Here is a 17,063-nt window from a genome sequence, read left to right on the forward strand (position 1 = left end):
ACTTATCTCTCCTTTCTTTCATTTCTCCATATAAAAAGAGCGGCCAAAGCCGCTCCTTAATTATTCTCCCTATATGCTGATATCCCTCTTTTGGAAAAAGAAAAAGGTTAACATCATGAAAATTGCGTAATATACAGCGAGGATCGACAGTGATACTGGCAGTGTTATATCCTCCAGGATCCTTTCTTGAAGAGCATAGACTGTTAAATCCAGATGAGGGAAAATTAAAAATTTCGCCCAAGTATACTTGTCAGCAAGCATTAGGATTATGCCACCCAGTGTAGATGAAAAGAAAAGGACAAAAATGCCGATTCCGACTGCAAGAGCCTGGCTTTTAAATAACGTCGAAAGCATGAATGCGATCGTCATGATCATGAGCAGGCTCGGAATGAAGTAAAGCATTTTCAATAGGAATTGTTCTCCTACAATGGCAACCTTCCTTCCCTCTAATGTGATTTCAAAAATTTTCATATTAAAATCACCGCTTCCAAATAGAACCAAACCAATTATATAGCCTGAAACGATCAACGTAATGACCAACAGCAATGCATAGATGATGACGGCTATGTACTTTGACAGCAGGATCCTCCATCTCTGGTGGGGGCGGATCAATAACTGCTTTATCGTTCCATCAGAGAATTCTGCTGCTACATTGGCACTCCCTACTACAACTACGAACAACGTGACAAGCGAGCTGACCCCAACAACGACATCGTTCATGAAGTGCCAGTTTGTCTTTGCATTTGGATTGATGTTCTCATTCAAAAACTCCTGTGTTTGATCAATTTGGGTTTGGATCATCGCTTTTTCATCATCAGAGGCAGAAGCCAACTGGTTTTCAAGCATGGTGATTTCGGCCTCTGTGTCCTGACGCCAATTTGGATTTGGATCAGCACTGAACTTCATATAGATAATCCCAGCAATCAATACAGCCAAAACAATAATGACCATATAAATCCAGCTTGCCACTTTCCCGAAAATCTTCATCAATTCATTCTGGATCAAAGCAATCATGTCAGTTGTTCCTTTCTGTCTTTATTTGTGATTTCAAGGAAACGATCTTCCAACGTGGCTTTCACATTCAATATTTCAAAAACATCAATATTATTTTCAACTAAAAGTTTATTAAGGCCAGGTATTTGTTGTTTCCTCAATGATAATGTCAGGCGCGATCCTTCTTTTGAAGTCACTTTAATATCAGGCATGTGCTCTGCCAGCAGTCTGGCCGCTATGACAGGGTCTGAAATTTCGACAACAACCGTTCTTGGCTTCTCTGTCTCTGACAGTTCATTTTCGTGCATGGAAGAGATATGTATCAGCTTTCCATGTTCAATGATTGCGAATCGGTCACACATCAACTGCATTTCAGACAATAAATGAGATGATACTAATACGGATGTTCCCTGACTGGTAAGTAAACGCAAATAATCTCGGAATTCCCTGATGCCCTGGGGATCCAGTCCATTTGTCGGTTCATCCAAAATCAAGATGGAAGGTTTATGCAGAATAGCTTGTGCCACTCCAAGCCTCTGACGCATCCCTAATGAATAGGTACGAACTTTATCATGTATTGCATTCTCCAGTCCCACCAGTTCTGTGACTTCATTGATTCGCTCTTCACTTACCTCCCCCAATGCCATGCGGGCATAATGCCTGAGGTTTTTAAAACCACTAAGGTACTTATAAAACTCAGGGTTTTCTACGATGGCACCAAGTTCATTCATTGCTGCCGTAAATGAATTGTCCAGATCGTGCCCATTCACAAGCACTGTCCCGCCCGTGCGGTTGATCAGGCTGACAATCATACGGATGATTGTTGTCTTCCCTGCGCCATTTGGGCCAAGAAGTCCAAATATCTCGCCTTTTTCTACTTGAAAGCTGACGTCATCCACGATTGTCTTTTTACCAATCGTTTTGGTCAGTGACTTTACTTCTAATGCAAAATGCGACATAGAATCTCCTCTCTTCATGAAAAAAATACGTTTATCCAATGATTAATACGAAAAATATTGTAAAAAGTTACAAAAAAGCTAAAAAAGATTCTATTTGACCTCCGAAATGGCCTGTATATTGCCCGTCATTAATACAAACGATATAACTGATATTCAAGCGAATATCCTATGTTTCAAAAATCCAATCATGAGGTGATTGTATGAGTTACAAAGATCATTTAGATCCACACTCACAACTATTCCACCACACTTGGACTAGGCGGAAGCATACCAATTCGCAGGTCAATGGTGAAACTCAGGTAACTAAAAACACTATACTTGCAAGAAGTAATGCGAAAGCACATCGTTTTTGAATTTTTGAAACAAAAAGGAAAAGACGCCCCAGGGCGTCTTTTCTCATAAAAACTCAAACTGACATGGTTTAAAGAAAAATAAAATAAATGGCAGCTGCCAAAATAATTCGATAAATCGCAAATGGCACCAATTTAATTTTATTGATCAGTTTAAGGAAAAATCGAATGAAAAGTAAAGCAAATACAAATGCACTAATGAATCCTACCGTAAAAAATGGCAGGGCATCCACCGTAAAGTACTGCCAATTCTTCATTAAAGAGATCGCGCTTGCACCAAGCATGATTGGTACAGCCATGATAAAAGTGAAATCAGAAGCTGCACGGTGGTTCAAGCCAAGCAGTACACCACCTGAAATCGTGGAGCCTGATCTTGAAAACCCTGGCCATAAACCAAGACATTGGAATAAACCGATACCAAGTGCCTGCTTATAGCTGATTTGATCTACATCATCAATCTTAACCACACGAGGGTGCAGGCGGTCGGCAATGATCATCAGAATGGCACCGATTACTAACCCAATTATGACGGTTTCCACTGAGAATAGGTGCTCATCAATATAATCCTCGAATAAAACACCAATTACACCTGCAGGAATCAAACCAACAATTACTTTTGAAAGACTAAGTCTTCCCTTGGAATCTGCGATAGAAACCCCTTTTTGCAAGCCCAGCAGGTTTATGAATCGATCTTTAAACACGATTACCACTGCTAGTATAGATCCTAATTGGATGACGACTTTAAACGTATTGGCAACAGGTTCAGTAAATAGGTCTTTAGAATGCAAAAGAAGGTCATCGACAATAATCATATGCCCTGTTGATGAAACAGGAGCAAACTCGGTTAATCCTTCTACCAGACCAAGTATGAATGCTACAAACAATTCCCAAATATCCATTAAGTATATTGCTCCTTTAGAAGATGAAAGTATGTTGCTTGCTGTTCCCGCCGCTAGTAAACAAATCAGCATGCACTCTTTCTGTTTTATCCCCAAAAGGAAAAATAGTCAATAAAAAAATGCAGCTTCAAGAGCTGCAGTATTCGCCTTCTTTAAATACAAAAAATTTCTGGCCGATGAAATTCGTTATAGTATAGAAAATTGACCCTAGAATAATTGCAATAGTGTCTGGACTCAAATAAATCTCACCTATCGCAATTCCATTCATTTCTCCCGTTATACTGTGACTAAACGAGAATGAAAGCATATAACTGATTAGGACCACTAAAACAAATCGTGGCGCCCCTGTACGTACAGGAACTCTGCTTTTAAAGGTAAATGCCCTATTTAATAGGAAACTGACTGCAGCACCTATTGTGTTGCCGGTAAAGGTGGCATGCCAATATGGCCAGTCCAGCCCATTTTTCAGCAGGAACATCAGTCCCATTCCGATCATTGTATTGAGCACACCGACAAGCAGGAATCTCCAGAATTGCTTGGAATCTGCAAAGCGTCTACTAATCCACTTGTTCAGCTGGCTAGTTGTTCTCAGATAGCTTCCGTGTTTCAATGATTGACCCATGCTCGTCCCCTTCCATGTTCACCAATTTCCTTGGTATCGGCAAGTTGAACAGGTCAACGTCGACAATATATTTTGGCCTGCGTTTCGTTTCTTTGTAGATTTTCCCTATATATTCTCCCACCAGCCCAAGTGCTATCAGTTGCAACCCGCCAATAAGCCATATAGAAGTGATCAAGGACGTCCAGCCAAGCTCTGTATTTCCAAAAAGCTTTAATGCCAAGAAGTACATTCCAAATATCAGGCTGACGACAAATGAGAGGCATCCTACAAGCATGACAAGCCTGATCGGAGTGACCGAAAACGAGGTTATTCCATCAAAGGCAAATGCAAGCATTTTCTTCAGTGGATATTTTGTTTCTCCTGCAAGCCTTTCCTTTCTTTCATAATAAACACTAGCGGAGTTGAATCCAATTAAAGGAACAATGCCTCTTAAAAACATATTACTCTCTGCAAATTGCTCCAATTCACCTACTGCGCGTCTGCTCATCAATCGGAAATCGGCATGATTAAAGATCAGTTTTACCCCAAGCTTGTCCATTAACTTATAAAAACCTTCTGCCGTAAAACGTTTGAAAAATGTATCCGCCTCTCTGCTGCTTCTTACACCATAGACAATTTCGTATCCTTCAATGTACTTCCTTACCATTTCATTGATTGCATCGATATCATCCTGCAGGTCTGCATCGATGCTCACGAGACAATCTGAAGAATCTTTTGCCGCAAACAGCCCTGCAAGCAATGCATTTTGATGGCCAACATTTTTTGAAAGTTTCAAGCCTTTTACCAACTCATTTTTTAGACTTGCTTTATAAATCAAATGCCATGTATTGTCTTTGCTCCCGTCATCAACAAACAGGATTTTACTTTTTGGCGATACCAGGTTTTCGGTTATCATTTGCTTAAGCTTTGCGTTCAGCAGTTTGGTGGTCTCTTCCAAAACTTCCTGCTCATTGTAGCAGGGAACGATAATAGATAGGATTGGCAAATTCATAGGTGAGCCTCCTTGGTGTTATAAAACCTCATAAAGGTAAATTTTCCAGGCACTCGCATCTGAAGTGAAAGTAGCATCAAGACTTAAATTATTTTCAAGTGCATTATCGATTGGGACTGCTGAAAAAATATACTCGCCTCCCATTTGTTTGAAAGGCTCGATATTGATATCCAGATCCTTGATCCTTTTCTTGGAGTTTTTCTTGAACATGTAATGCTTGCCCAACTCATCTGTGAAGAGGTAACAGCGACCACCCCATTCATCAAAATATGTACGAATTTCCTGGTTCTTTTCCAGCTCGTTTTCGATAATCTTACGAAATTGGTACTTATACCTTAAGGGATAAAAATTATTATAGGTATCAAGTGTGTAAAATCCGTTATATTGGGCGATTGCAGGATGCAGTCCGATACTGGCTATCCGATAGCTGCTTTGCGGTTTCCCAATATGGTCCTTTATTGCTTCAAATTGTTCAACAGCATAAAATTCACTTACACTCGGTTTTTTGCGATGGACGATTTCTTCATTGCTGAACAGTAATAAGATAATCTGTGCTCCAAGCAACAAGGGAACAGCCTTTTGAAACAACTTTTCTTCCCATATGATCCTAAGACCGACTGCAAACAGTATATACAGAATCAATGGCCGCAAAAAATGGTACCTGGCAAAATTGAAAGTATCAAGGAAATGGAATCTTTCGGTTAATGTGACCCAGCCTTTATAAAACCAGAATGCATACCATGCAGACAATAGAAAATTCAGGAGGAATAACAAAACAAAAATGCGCTCGTTTTTCAATTTCCGATGCTTCCATACCAGGAGCATGGCAGCAATAGTGACTGGCAAGATGATTAAGGTATGGAGCGTCATCACATGGGTATGACCGAGAATGAAGTTCTTAAAGGTGAGCCTTACAGATTCAAAAAACGACAGGCGTGCGTGAAAATACTCATCCCTGCTATTCGGCTCACTGTCAAACAGGAACGAATATACCAGTCTGTAGTCTGTAATCAGATAAACTGCTGTCATATACACAATCGCGATTAAGAACCGCCAATTGAACGCTTTTTTCCGGATGGCATCACTGATCCAGAGTAATCCCATTGCGCTGAGGAAAAAGAAAAAGCCTAAAACAATGCTAGAATAAAATGGCAAGAGTGTCAGGGTAAGATAATGACTCCACTTTCCATTGCCCTGTCTGATATGCAAAAAAGCCCATAATGCCAGGGGCATTCCTAATGTACTCAGCATCCCTGATGGCCAAAAAGGAGTTAAGGCAAATGCTAATGCTGTACCGATGCGGATCAGGCTTCTACCCTTTTCTGGAATGAAATGGTCCTTTAAAAGCAAATACATCCCGAAGAAGGCAAAAAACCTGGTAATTGCCTGACTGACTCCATAAGCGATCATTGTCGGGAACCATACATAAAGCCAAACAATTAAGCTAAATTCAGTTCCAAACGCATTCCTTGGAACCCCACTGATGACTTGAGGAAGAAGAGATTCCGCTGATCCAGCAATTTGACCACTCTCGGCAAGAATTTTATACCATGCCAAATTGGAATCCAGATTATCATGGACACGAATATGAGCATCGTTCCCCAAAACAAAATACGGTGATACGAAGAGTGAAATCACGAGAAGAGATAGTATGATGTATTTACTCTCTTTTTCCTGCAAATAAGACAAATCACATTACACCTCAAATTCCAAGCTCGCCTTTATAAGATTTGCACAACTACAGAAAATATTCCCTGAATTGTTAAGCAGCTCCCATTATGTTTCAGTCAGAAAAGATCGTAATCAAAGATCACAAGATAGAAGAGTACAAAAAAGACTGATAAGACTAACGCGTGCAAAGGCTTTTTATAGTGGAATCTTAGCATGGGATACATCGTGCTATAGAAGAAGATCTCCCAGACGATTGACCATCCATGGTTGAATTTAATCGCGCCAAACCTTAACGCAAGCGCTTCTATCAGTACAGACAATGAGACCCATTTGAAATAATGCCATATCTTTTTGTTTCGGCCATCAGGGAAATTTCCCAAAAACATAACGATCATACTCGGATAAAATAGGAATGTGTATAAAGTTTCCGTCACAAAGAGGCTGATGAAATTCCTGTCAAACTCCCACAAATGTTTGTTGCCTATGTACGATATATATTCATAGAAACAGCTAAACAAGGCCCAGTAATAAAAGGTTGGCAAAAACTCTCTCCATCTTTGCCACTTCCCGATACCCAATGACAACAAAACTCCGCCTACTATGACTGCAGCATGGAACAAGAATTCACCCTCCTTAACTAAGGACCATTGAGACTTTAGTGTTTTAGGGGGATGTTTTTCCCCAGGTAGTAATAATCGATTATGCAGTTGCAAAAAATCAAAGTTCTTTTCAAGAAATACACATGAAAAAACTTCCTGATCATAGGTATTTTTCAACAATTATTCCTTTTTTATGTATGAAGAAATAATCCTTTCCGAAAATGAAAAAAAGGCTGTCATGGTAATTAAATCACCATAACAGCCTTTTTAACCTAGTCAATTAAGATTCCTTTCAGATTCAAGGATAAATAGATTCTTTTTTGACTGGAGAAAAACAATCGATGTCAAGGCAACTGCCATCAACAGCCCAATTGCCGAAAACCCGATGGCGGCCGTTTGCAGTTTCACAATTCCCGCCATGTATCCCAACAAAAGTGTCAGAAGGATTTGGAATATCGCCTGAAAAAATGCGAAGGCACTGCTAAACCTTCCCATCAAATCTAAAGGTACGTTGTTCTGAAAAAACGTTGTGTAACCAGTAAATGAAAATGGTGAGAAAAATCCAATGATGATGAAGCCAATTATAGCCATCGGAATCGTTTCAGAAGTGGCCAAATAAAACATTAAGTATCCTGTCACTGATAAAAATGAGCCCAACCCAAGCAGCGTACGGACCGATAGCCTGGTCGCCAATGCGGATACCGCGAATGAACCTGCCACATACCCTGCACCAGTAAGACTGACTAGTAAGCCATAATTTTTTTCCGATAAGCCAATGACTTGCTGGATAAAGGTAACTTCCTGTGAATCAAGCGCAAAGGAGATCAAAGTGATGACTTGAAAAATCATGAATACCACCATGAATCCGACTGCGGTCTTTCCAAAATCGACTACTGCTTTCCAATCAGCTGTGATCATCTTCAATGTAATGCTGTCCCTGTAATTCTCATTCTTGATTTCCCCATCGACATTTGGCAGAAAGTATATGGCCGCTGCACAGAAAAAGAAGGTTACCGCATTAATATAAATGCTGGTATTGATACTCCCATACATGATCAGAAGGCCCGAGACACTTGGGCCCACGAGCATTGCACCTGAGGTCGCGAAAGAGAATATGGAATTGAATCGTTTTCTTTTTTCCCGCGGCACCAGCTTTGCTATGTATGTTTCCGAAGTGGGGCCAAAAAAAGCACCAGCGATATTTGTCAAAAACATGATGAGATAAATTGGAACAAGAGACGTAAAAAAAGGAATGATTGCAATGAATATCCCTCGTATAATATCAATCCAGATCATCAATTTTCTTTTGTTAACGCGATCGATTACGCTTCCGGCCCATGTATTGGTCACCAGGATGGCCAGGGGCCTGATGATGAACAAGCCAGCAATGGCAGCAGCTGAGCCTGTGATTTTTAAAACCAATAAGTTTATTGCCACAAAATAAATCCAGTTACCAATGTTCGAAATCCCAATTCCAAGTATCAATAGTATGGGATTTTTCCATCCCTTCAAGCAAACCCCTCCTGAACATAAACAAAGTTGTCGGAATCTTTTCAATCTTTTTCTCTTTCATCCTATCGGTAACTTCCAAAAGTTTCAAGTACAGATTCATTTTCACTTACATTTTATTCCATTTTAACTGTTTGTCACAATTTGTCCACATAAATTTTCCCAACATAAAAGTTCAAAATATGGATTATACCCGCTTTTACAGGGCCATTAAACTCCTCATTCGATAGTTTCATATATTTACCACCTGTTCCGAGACAATTTACCCATTCATAACATAGGTATATTACTTATAATGGTATATAGATTCGATAAGGAGCTGAAAGTATGAATTCAAATCCGAAATTTGTTTCTAAGGTCCTTCCGCTTTTTGCGGCGTTTATGGTAATGGTTACAATAGCAGCGACAATTGTCGTTCAAAATAATGATGATCCGGTTTCGGTTCCATTTAATTCACTTGTCAAGTCAGTAGAAAGTCTTAACGGCGAAAAGGCCACCCTGATAGAAAAAATGGATGGAACTCTCCTGCTTAAAACGAAAGATACAACACTTGTTTCCCAAGTTCCTCCGGGAAGCCAGATGGTAGATAAATTAGTAGAACAACATAATATAAGTTATGAATATACGAACAATAGTAAGTATGGTGCTTGGATCCTTGGAGGTGTATTGCTCCTCTTGATGGGTACTGCTTATGTGATCCAGAAGAAAACCGGTGGAATTGGTACGGGCAACCGTATGAAGAACAGCCTGTCCAAGCCAAATCCATTACCGTCCATAACTTTAAACGATGTTGGCGGTTTACAGGATGAAATGAAAGAGGAAATCAGCCAGACACTATCCATCCTGAAAAATCCTGAAAAATCAGCCAGGATGGGTATTAAGCCTCCAAAGGGGATCCTATTATATGGCCCTCCAGGTACTGGCAAGACTCTCCTTGCCCAGGCAATTGCCCGTGAGCTGAACGCCAACTTTTTCTCAGCCAGCGGATCTGCATTCAATGAAATGTTTATCGGTGTAGGTGCCTCCAGAGTCCGAAGCTTGTTTCAAAGTGCACGAAAGCAAGGTCCTGCAGTCATCTTCATTGATGAAGTCGATGCGCTTGCCGGCAAGCGTAAACCTCATGGCGGGGAAGAAGGAGAAAAGACACTCACTGAGCTTCTTGTCCAGCTTGATGGCGGACATTCCAACGATGGAATCCTTTTCATTGCAGCGACAAACAGAAAAGACATGCTGGATGATGCATTCCTTCGCCCTGGAAGAATTGATTTCTCATTCAATGTCCCTCTTCCGGATACTAGAGGCAGAAGGGAAATCATTGACATCCATATCAAAGGAAAGAATCTTGCTTCAGATGTCCACTCATCACTGGATGACCTGGCAGAAAGCACTTCCGGATTTTCAGGTGCGGAGCTGAACTCCTTATTTGAAAATGCCAGCAGACGTGCATTGAGGAATGGACAGGATTTCATTTCTAAAAGTGATATTGATTATGCCCTGGACAGAACAATCCTCGGCAGCACATCCAGAACACTTCAAGATGCCGACACAAAGCGCAGAGTTGCCATCCATGAAGCTGGACATGCTCTCGTATCTGCTGTCACTAAGCCTGGTTCTGTCAGAAAAGCGACCATCATCCCTCGCGGCCAGGCACTTGGTTACGTCGCTCCGATACCGAAGGAGCTGCAATTATCGACTCACAGCGATCTGATTGACCGCATTGCTATGATCCTGGCTGGTGGTGTCGCAGAAAGGATGTTCCTTGGAGAGCATAGTATCGGGGTAAGCGGGGATGTTCAACAGGCTAAACAAATCATTGAACAAATGGTGGATACTGGCTTGCTGCAGGAAGGTTTCTCGCTCACTTTCAGCAAAGGATTGAAAGAAACAAAAATGCAAGAGCTGTTTGATGACGCATTGGAAAAATCAGAAATGATCATCAGATCCCATCAAAATCAATTTGGCCAACTTGTCGATGCATTATTAAAGAAAGAAACACTAGAAGGCACAGAAGTAGATGAAATCGTACAGGACAAATCTGGTTTTCGGGAAGATCAGTATGTGATGGTATAAAATATTTATAAATGAAAAAGGATTCCGAATAAGATATCGGAAATCCTTTTTTATTTACCTTTATCAATAGCCTGGGCAAGATTCGTTTTAATATCTATTTCTTTAAAGGAAATTCCGAGCTGTACGGCTGTTTGGGCAATTTCAGGGCGCATGCCGGAAAGTGTCGCTTTTACCCCTATTAATTTCAAGGCGTTCAATAACTGGAATATTTGATGGGCAACCATGGTATCAATCATGGCAACACCTGATAAATCAACAAATAAATGGTGAATATCCCTTTGGGAACACTGGTGCAATGTATTTTCAAGAATCATTTTTGCCCTTGTTGTATCAATATCCCCAATCAAAGGCAGCAACCCCTGGTGGTTGCTCAGTGAAATTACGGGTGCACTTAACTCATTAATTGTTTCCTGCTGGGCCTTCAACACTCCTTGGGAGTATTTAAAAGAAGTCTCAATGAAACGCAAGATTACTTCATCCATTTCTTTAAGAATGATATCACTCCAGATATCGACTTCTTTTCTAGCTATTTCAGGATGTAATTCTGCAAATCGGCGGATATAATCGAAGTATTGGTTTCTTACATTTTTAAATTCCTTGATCACAAATTGAATCGGAGTTTTAACATGCTCGACATCACTAGCAATTTTCTCGATCCATGGCTTAAAGTCTTGAAAGAATTCACCTTCTTCCTTTTTGAATAATTCAATGAAATGAAGATGAAACTCATGATTTTGTTCTTTCAATGCATGTACAACATCTGGATCATTAGAGGCATATACACCTGCTGTATTTTGTTTATTGATATTTTCATGCCATTCCTCAGTCAGATTCCGGCTATTTTCCTTCAAAAAATTGTATAATTCCTGATTTCTATACAAAGAAATCCCCCTTGTCTGGAAGCAATAGATGGTAAAAATATGTATAGTGCTGAACTCAGCCTAATACAATTATAACAAACCTTTTCCTATTAAAAAATTTTAAAGGCGCTGCTCTATTCTAGTTTGTGCTTCTCCCTTAATTCTGCAGGTGCCATCTTAATAATTTGCTGAAAAATGAATAAAAGCACACCAACATCATCCACGACTCCAATCAGTGTCAGAAAATCTGGAATAAGATCAAATGGAAGCAATGGATAACCTATAATCAGGCCTGCTGAAAGTATTTTCTGCTTGAAAGGAACGCTGCCAGAAGTGAAAAATTCAATAAGAAAAGGAATGAACTTCTTCACTTTAAAAACCAATCGGAGACGTCTAAAAAACTTCTTCATTATACCCCACCTTTTCCAAGGAACTATTTTATCCGTATTTGACCATTTACAGGCTATAACTTATTTACGATTAAGATGCGGATTCGTTTCATTTTCCCCCAGAATCTTTTCGTAAACAACTTTGCTTGCTTTAAATGCCAAACCAAAAATTTTCTTTTGTCTGTAGTTAACACAGAGTTCACAAAAAAAGCAGCCATGTCAATGGCCGCCGATCGGTTACTCATTTATCTTGATGGTCGCAATAATAATGGATCGCTTTTTTGAAGAATGCAGCCAGTCCGGGCTGATACTTATCAATATTTTTTGTGAAGCGAGGGTCATCGACATAAAGATCCCCCAGCCCTCTAAAAATATCAACGGTACAATCATAATAATGATCGGTAATGAATTGCCTCCAATCTGCAACTGCTTCCTGAACAGCCGGATCATTTGGTCCATCATCCATACCGGTGATTAATCTTTGGTAAATCTCTTCTGTTTTCGCCTGGATATTTCCCCAATCTTCTGACGTATAATTCGCCGTCCTCTTTTCTGCCTTTTCGACTGCCTCCTTACCATACCTAGCCTTTGCTTCGTCGCTATATTTCTTCTGGTGTTCTTCAATTTCCTTCATATCAAAGCCTTCAAACAAGTCCTTTTCCTTCATGTGATATCCTCCTTCAATCGACTGAATCGTCTTCTCCACTGTCCTGATGATCTCATCTAACCGCTTCCTTTTTTTGATCAGCAGGGTTTTATGTTCCTTCAAGGTTTCTTTTCTGTTAAAATCCGGCCGGTCCAGTATATCCTTGATCTCTTGCAGGGTAAAATCCATTTCCTTAAAGAACAGGATTTGCTGCAGGCGTTCGAGATCACTTTCTGAATACAGCCGATATCCAGCATCAGTGAATGCATCAGGCTTAAGCAAACCAATCCTGTCATAATGATGCAGAGTCCGTATGCTCGCCCCAGTCAGATTGGCAACTTCCTTCACTTTGAACAAGTCTTGATCACCTCCATATTTATAGCGTAAACCGTTACCTTGCGTTAGGGTCAATAGAATTTTTTGTATTTTGTTTACATAATAATTTTATGGACTATTTCGGAATAGCTAGTTCCAGTTTCTTCAATTTCACTTTTCGCCTTACTGGACATTTTAACAGGAATCTATTCTTGAAGTGTCTATTAAAGTGCGGTTATTGGACATTTTGTTTGACACTAAGTACTGAAATGTCTATTAAATACAGTTTCTTNGACATTTTGCTCAGCTCTCACTGTTGAAATGTCTATTAAAAGCTGTTTCTTGGACATTTTGCCCTGCTCACACTCCTGAAATGTCTATTAAATNCNGTTTCTTNGACATTTTGCTCNGCTCNCANTACTGAAATGTCTATTAAATACAGTTTCTTGGACATTTTGCTCNGCTCCCACTCCTGAAATGTCATTTAAATTTCTGTATTACTGTAAGAGCATTATAAGATCAATAAAAAGAGGCTATGATCCATAGCCTCAAACCGCCAATTTAATAGTCACCCGGTCTATTATTCAAACGGAACTTCCTTCTCATAGGCCGCTTTATAGATGCTGATGATATCATCTTTTTGCGCTTCATTTTCTATAAGAATATCTCCATATGCCGGAACAATGGTATGCCAACCGTGTTTTTTATTATAACGTGACACGAATAAGTAGCTCTCCCCTTCTTTCAGGAGTTGATCATTTTCAACCAAGAGCAGCTTGTTTCCTTCATATCCCCCCTGCTGATTCACTGTAATACTGCCATTCAATTCGCCTTTGATATTTTCAGCAACCTCAACTTCAAATTGAGTTTCAAGAAATCCGTCTTCATTACTTGTTCCCTTCGCCTCTTTTACTCTCCCGATAAAAACATTATCAGCCCATCCAACGAGTTGTTTTTGGTCCGTCACATCAAACGCATAGCTAGTCGATATGTTCTGTACTTCCGGATTAACTGGTGTATTTTCAAATAACAGGGCAGCTCCAACAACTGAAAGTGCGATGGCTGCTGCGATTGCCGGAGCAGCGAGCAACATCCGTTTTTTTGTTTTGCTGATCATTTCGCTCTTAGCCCTTTGAACTCCCAGTTCGCTTCTTTTGCTTAAACCCTCGGGTATCTCGATTTTATTAAGTTCTGATTGGAGATTATTGTTCATTCGCTTCTTCCTCCTTAATATTCTTTCGAAGTTTCCCAAGGCTTCGATAAAGTATTGTCTTTACTGTGCCAAGAGGGAGTTGGAGTGTGTCCGCTATTTCCTTAAAAGTCATTTGTTGATAATACTTCAGGAGAATGATACTTTTTTCTTCCTCCTGGAGTTTTTCTATTAAATCCTTCAGCGTAATTCCTGAAATAACATCCTCTTGAGGTGACTCTGATGTGTATTGCTCAAATTCCGGTTTAAAAGGTATAATATTTTTCCTTTTTCTCAATAAGTCAATGGAACAGCTAATGGCAATTCTAATCAGCCAGGTTTTAAAATATTTAGGTTCTTTAAGCTCTTTGATGGACTTGAACGATCTGTAAGCAGTTTCCTGGACAACATCCATTGCGTCATTCTGGTTTTTCACATAAATGAACGCCATTCTGTATAAATCCTGTTCATATTGCTGGAATAGCTCCAGAAACGCCTTGTTATTGCCTTTCTGTGCATTTTTTATCAATTTCTGCATTCGATGCACTCCCTTGAACTCCTTGTTAACCATTAGACGTTAGATTCGCTAACTTGGCTTTCATTTCCTGTAAAAAAATGCAAAGAGCCAGGCTTGCTCTCCAAATTAGAAAGTAAATAAAAATAAAAAACATCCTAAAAAAAGGATGTTCCTTATGATAAAAGTGTGAAGTTTTTCCATGCATCAGGCAAAAGGGCTTGATATTTTTGGTGCAGGTAGCGATCATCGATCAATACAATCCTGCCTGTGTCACTTTCTGACCGGATCAATCTTCCTCCCGCCTGCAGCACTTTGTTGATTCCCGGAAAGATATAGGCATAATCATAGCCATTCTTCCCAATACCAGCGAAATGCTTTTTAATCAAATCCCTTTCGTATCCTATCTGTGGCAGTCCTACCCCTACAACCACCACGCCGTTAAGCCTGTCGCCCTTTAAATCGATTCCTTCAGAAAATATACCTCCAAGAACAGCAAACCCTACAAGTGATTCTTGTCTATCAGCCGAGAAGGTTTCAAGAAATGAAGCGCGTTCGTCCTCGTCCATACCCGTACCCTGAATAATCGTATGTATCTCCTCATTGGAAATGCTCCAGTCCTCCAGCACCATATTAAGATACTGGTAGGACGGAAAGAAAAACAGGTAATTTCCGGGAGTATTGTGAACAAGATCAGACATTGTTTTGACTATTGGTGTAATGGACCTTGTACGATCATTGTATCTTGTTGATAACGCTTGGATCTTCACGTCAGTCTGTTCCCTGGAAAAAGGAGAAGGAATCAAAGCGATATAATCCTCGTAATCACCACCAAGCATATCCCTGTAGTAACTCATGGGATGAAGTGTAGCCGAAAAAAAGATTCTGGACTTAAAGCTCTTGCCAGCCTGTTTAATCAAATAAGAAGGGTCGAGACAAAACTGCTTAATGCGCACATCATTTTTTTCAATTTCAGCATATAAATTGAAGCGTTCATCAAATAACTTGCTGATTCTTAGCCAATTTTGGGCAACAAAATATGTTTCAAGCAGCAAGTCTTGTCCTTCATTTCCTCTTAGGAGCTCTTTTTCAGCATGCTCAATGAACTCAGCCACTAACTGATTCAATTCCTCGAGTGGCTCTTTGTACTCCATAGTTTTTGAAGAACCAGCCTGTTTTCTTAATTGGATAAAAAAATTATTTAGCCGTTTAGATTTATCAGCTAAAGACTGGTTTTTATCTTTAAACTGCCTTTTCAAATGAAGGAAAGGTGTTTTATCCATTGCTGCAGAGAACATACCCCTTCCTCTGTCCACTAAATTATGGGCTTCATCTACAAGGAGGACTGTTTTCTTTTTTTGGTCATCGAACAGTCTTTTCAATGAGACCTTTGGATCAAATATATAATTGTAATCACATATGACGGCATCTGCTGCGTATGCCAGGTCCAATGAAAACTCAAAAGGACAAACTCTATGTTTTTTTGCATACTGTTCAATACAGCTTCTATCCAGGGTCGCTTCATTCCTGAGAATATCAAGTACCGCACCATTGATCCTGTCATAATATCCATCTGCAAATTCACAGTGATCCTTGCTGCACTTCCCCTCCCCTGTAAAGCACACCTTATCTTTTGCAGTAATGGTCACGGTCCTTATTTCCAAGCCTTTTTTTAGCATGAGACTGAATGCTTCCTCTGCCGTCTGCCTGGTCGTTGTTTTGGCAGTCAAATAAAATAACTTTTGAATCTGCTCTTCACCTATAGCTTTTACTGCCGGAAATAAAGTTGAAATCGTCTTACCTATCCCGGTTGGAGCATTGGCAAAGAGAGTCCTTCCTTCCTCGATTGTCTTATAGACAGACCCGGCTAGCTGTCGCTGGCCCTGTCGGTATCGGGGAAAAGGAAATTCTAATTTTTTTATACTCTGATCCCTTTTTATTTTATGTTCCACCTGCAACCTTGCATAAGGTGCGAATTCCGCGACCATTTCATTAACAGAGCTTTCAAGCTTCTCCATTGTTAGTGTTCTTTTAAAAATCTTCTTGTGGCCTGAAGTTTTGTGAACATAGGTAAGCTGGATATCGATCTCCTCTTCGTGATGCTCCTTTAAATACATATATCCATAGCATACTGCTTGCGCCCAGTGGGCAGGATTTGAGTTTTCAGCGATACTTTCCAAAGGCAAAGAAGTCGATTTGATTTCATCAATGGTGACTATCTGTCCTGAAAAAAGCAAACCGTCACAGCGGCCCTCAATGATAAATAAAAGGTTATCAAATTCAATTTCTGTTTTTAAAAAAACTTCACTCTGATCCATTTCTTGATAAGTTTTTTGGATCTCCCTATGAATCCTTGAGCCTTCAGTGAAAGATGAGGCCGTTTTAAAACCCGATTCAATACTTCCAGTTTTATATACATATTCGGCCAGCATCCTAACCGGAATTTTTATAATATGCTCCATCCTGTCCACCTCCCTGCTCGGTTCT

General features: G+C 40.0%; 16 protein-coding genes. 2 read left to right on the forward strand and 14 right to left on the reverse strand.

Annotated elements, in window-relative coordinates:
* Nucleotides 1–69: 69 nt before the first annotated feature.
* Together ACNAZ4_RS18185 and ACNAZ4_RS18190 are read right to left on the reverse strand one after the other, a co-directional pair.
* Nucleotides 70–1,014 (reverse strand): ABC transporter permease, encoded by a 945-nt coding sequence (locus ACNAZ4_RS18185; protein WP_415816715.1) that lies wholly within the window; start codon nucleotides 1,012–1,014, stop codon nucleotides 70–72.
* Nucleotides 1,011–1,952: an ABC transporter ATP-binding protein gene (locus ACNAZ4_RS18190; RefSeq protein ID WP_415816717.1), complete on the reverse strand. Its 942-nt coding sequence runs from the start codon at nucleotides 1,950–1,952 to the stop codon at nucleotides 1,011–1,013. Before ACNAZ4_RS18190 ends, ACNAZ4_RS18185 begins: the two co-directional genes overlap by 4 nt.
* Nucleotides 1,953–2,152: 200 nt before the next feature.
* Here ACNAZ4_RS18190 and ACNAZ4_RS18195 point away from each other — a divergent pair, with 200 nt between their 5' ends.
* Nucleotides 2,153–2,305, forward strand: coding sequence for a YpzG family protein (locus ACNAZ4_RS18195; protein ID WP_079509236.1), 153 nt, complete (start codon nucleotides 2,153–2,155; stop codon nucleotides 2,303–2,305).
* A 68-nt stretch (nucleotides 2,306–2,373) separates the two neighbouring features.
* On the opposite strand, the gene ACNAZ4_RS18200 is transcribed toward ACNAZ4_RS18195, so the two are convergent.
* From ACNAZ4_RS18200 to ACNAZ4_RS18225, 6 genes are all read right to left on the reverse strand, one after another.
* Nucleotides 2,374–3,201 carry an undecaprenyl-diphosphate phosphatase gene (locus ACNAZ4_RS18200; RefSeq protein ID WP_415816719.1) on the reverse strand — a complete coding sequence of 276 codons (828 nt, stop codon included), beginning with the start codon at nucleotides 3,199–3,201 and terminating at the stop codon, nucleotides 2,374–2,376.
* A 127-nt stretch (nucleotides 3,202–3,328) separates the two neighbouring features.
* A complete protein-coding gene (locus tag ACNAZ4_RS18205) occupies nucleotides 3,329–3,823 on the reverse strand; it encodes a GtrA family protein (RefSeq protein WP_415816721.1) in 495 nt (164 codons plus the stop codon).
* On the reverse strand, nucleotides 3,780–4,814 hold the full coding sequence (locus tag ACNAZ4_RS18210; protein WP_415816723.1) for a glycosyltransferase family 2 protein: 1,035 nt from the start codon (nucleotides 4,812–4,814) through the stop codon (nucleotides 3,780–3,782). Before ACNAZ4_RS18210 ends, ACNAZ4_RS18205 begins: the two co-directional genes overlap by 44 nt.
* 18 nt (nucleotides 4,815–4,832) lie before the next feature.
* Nucleotides 4,833–6,503 carry a DUF6044 family protein gene (locus ACNAZ4_RS18215; RefSeq protein WP_415816725.1) on the reverse strand — a complete coding sequence of 557 codons (1,671 nt, stop codon included), beginning with the start codon at nucleotides 6,501–6,503 and terminating at the stop codon, nucleotides 4,833–4,835.
* Nucleotides 6,504–6,601: 98 nt separating this feature from the next.
* Entirely contained in the window at nucleotides 6,602–7,105 is a 504-nt protein-coding gene (locus ACNAZ4_RS18220) for a CBO0543 family protein (RefSeq protein WP_415816727.1), read from the reverse strand.
* Nucleotides 7,106–7,360: 255 nt separating this feature from the next.
* The gene (locus ACNAZ4_RS18225; protein ID WP_415816729.1) at nucleotides 7,361–8,596 is read right to left on the reverse strand and encodes an MFS transporter; all 1,236 of its coding nucleotides are present in this window, start codon (nucleotides 8,594–8,596) and stop codon (nucleotides 7,361–7,363) included.
* Between the two features lie 324 nt (nucleotides 8,597–8,920).
* Between ACNAZ4_RS18225 and ACNAZ4_RS18230 the strand changes: the two genes are divergently transcribed.
* On the forward strand, nucleotides 8,921–10,663 hold the full coding sequence (locus tag ACNAZ4_RS18230; RefSeq protein WP_415816731.1) for an AAA family ATPase: 1,743 nt from the start codon (nucleotides 8,921–8,923) through the stop codon (nucleotides 10,661–10,663).
* Between the two features lie 50 nt (nucleotides 10,664–10,713).
* On the opposite strand, the gene ACNAZ4_RS18235 is transcribed toward ACNAZ4_RS18230, so the two are convergent.
* The 6 genes from ACNAZ4_RS18235 to ACNAZ4_RS18260 all read right to left on the reverse strand — a co-directional run bounded on the left by ACNAZ4_RS18235 (nucleotide 10,714) and on the right by ACNAZ4_RS18260 (nucleotide 17,038).
* Entirely contained in the window at nucleotides 10,714–11,544 is an 831-nt protein-coding gene (locus ACNAZ4_RS18235; protein ID WP_415816733.1) for an STAS domain-containing protein, read from the reverse strand.
* Nucleotides 11,545–11,657: 113 nt separating this feature from the next.
* The gene (locus ACNAZ4_RS18240) at nucleotides 11,658–11,933 is read right to left on the reverse strand and encodes a YkvA family protein (RefSeq protein ID WP_415816735.1); all 276 of its coding nucleotides are present in this window, start codon (nucleotides 11,931–11,933) and stop codon (nucleotides 11,658–11,660) included.
* 220 nt (nucleotides 11,934–12,153) lie between these two features.
* Nucleotides 12,154–12,915 carry a MerR family transcriptional regulator gene (locus ACNAZ4_RS18245; protein WP_415816737.1) on the reverse strand — a complete coding sequence of 254 codons (762 nt, stop codon included), beginning with the start codon at nucleotides 12,913–12,915 and terminating at the stop codon, nucleotides 12,154–12,156.
* Between the two features lie 538 nt (nucleotides 12,916–13,453).
* Nucleotides 13,454–14,086, reverse strand: coding sequence for a hypothetical protein (locus ACNAZ4_RS18250; RefSeq protein ID WP_415816739.1), 633 nt, complete (start codon nucleotides 14,084–14,086; stop codon nucleotides 13,454–13,456).
* Nucleotides 14,076–14,600: a sigma-70 family RNA polymerase sigma factor gene (locus ACNAZ4_RS18255; protein ID WP_415816741.1), complete on the reverse strand. Its 525-nt coding sequence runs from the start codon at nucleotides 14,598–14,600 to the stop codon at nucleotides 14,076–14,078. Before ACNAZ4_RS18255 ends, ACNAZ4_RS18250 begins: the two co-directional genes overlap by 11 nt.
* A gap of 152 nt (nucleotides 14,601–14,752) precedes the next feature.
* Complete coding sequence (locus tag ACNAZ4_RS18260) at nucleotides 14,753–17,038, reverse strand: helicase C-terminal domain-containing protein (RefSeq protein WP_415816743.1); 2,286 nt, start codon at nucleotides 17,036–17,038, stop codon at nucleotides 14,753–14,755.
* Nucleotides 17,039–17,063: the final 25 nt, after the last annotated feature.

Origin of the sequence: Mesobacillus thioparans, from assembly GCF_965138835.1 — a bacterium.
In the GTDB taxonomy this organism is placed as follows: domain Bacteria; phylum Bacillota; class Bacilli; order Bacillales; family Cytobacillaceae; genus Mesobacillus; species Mesobacillus thioparans.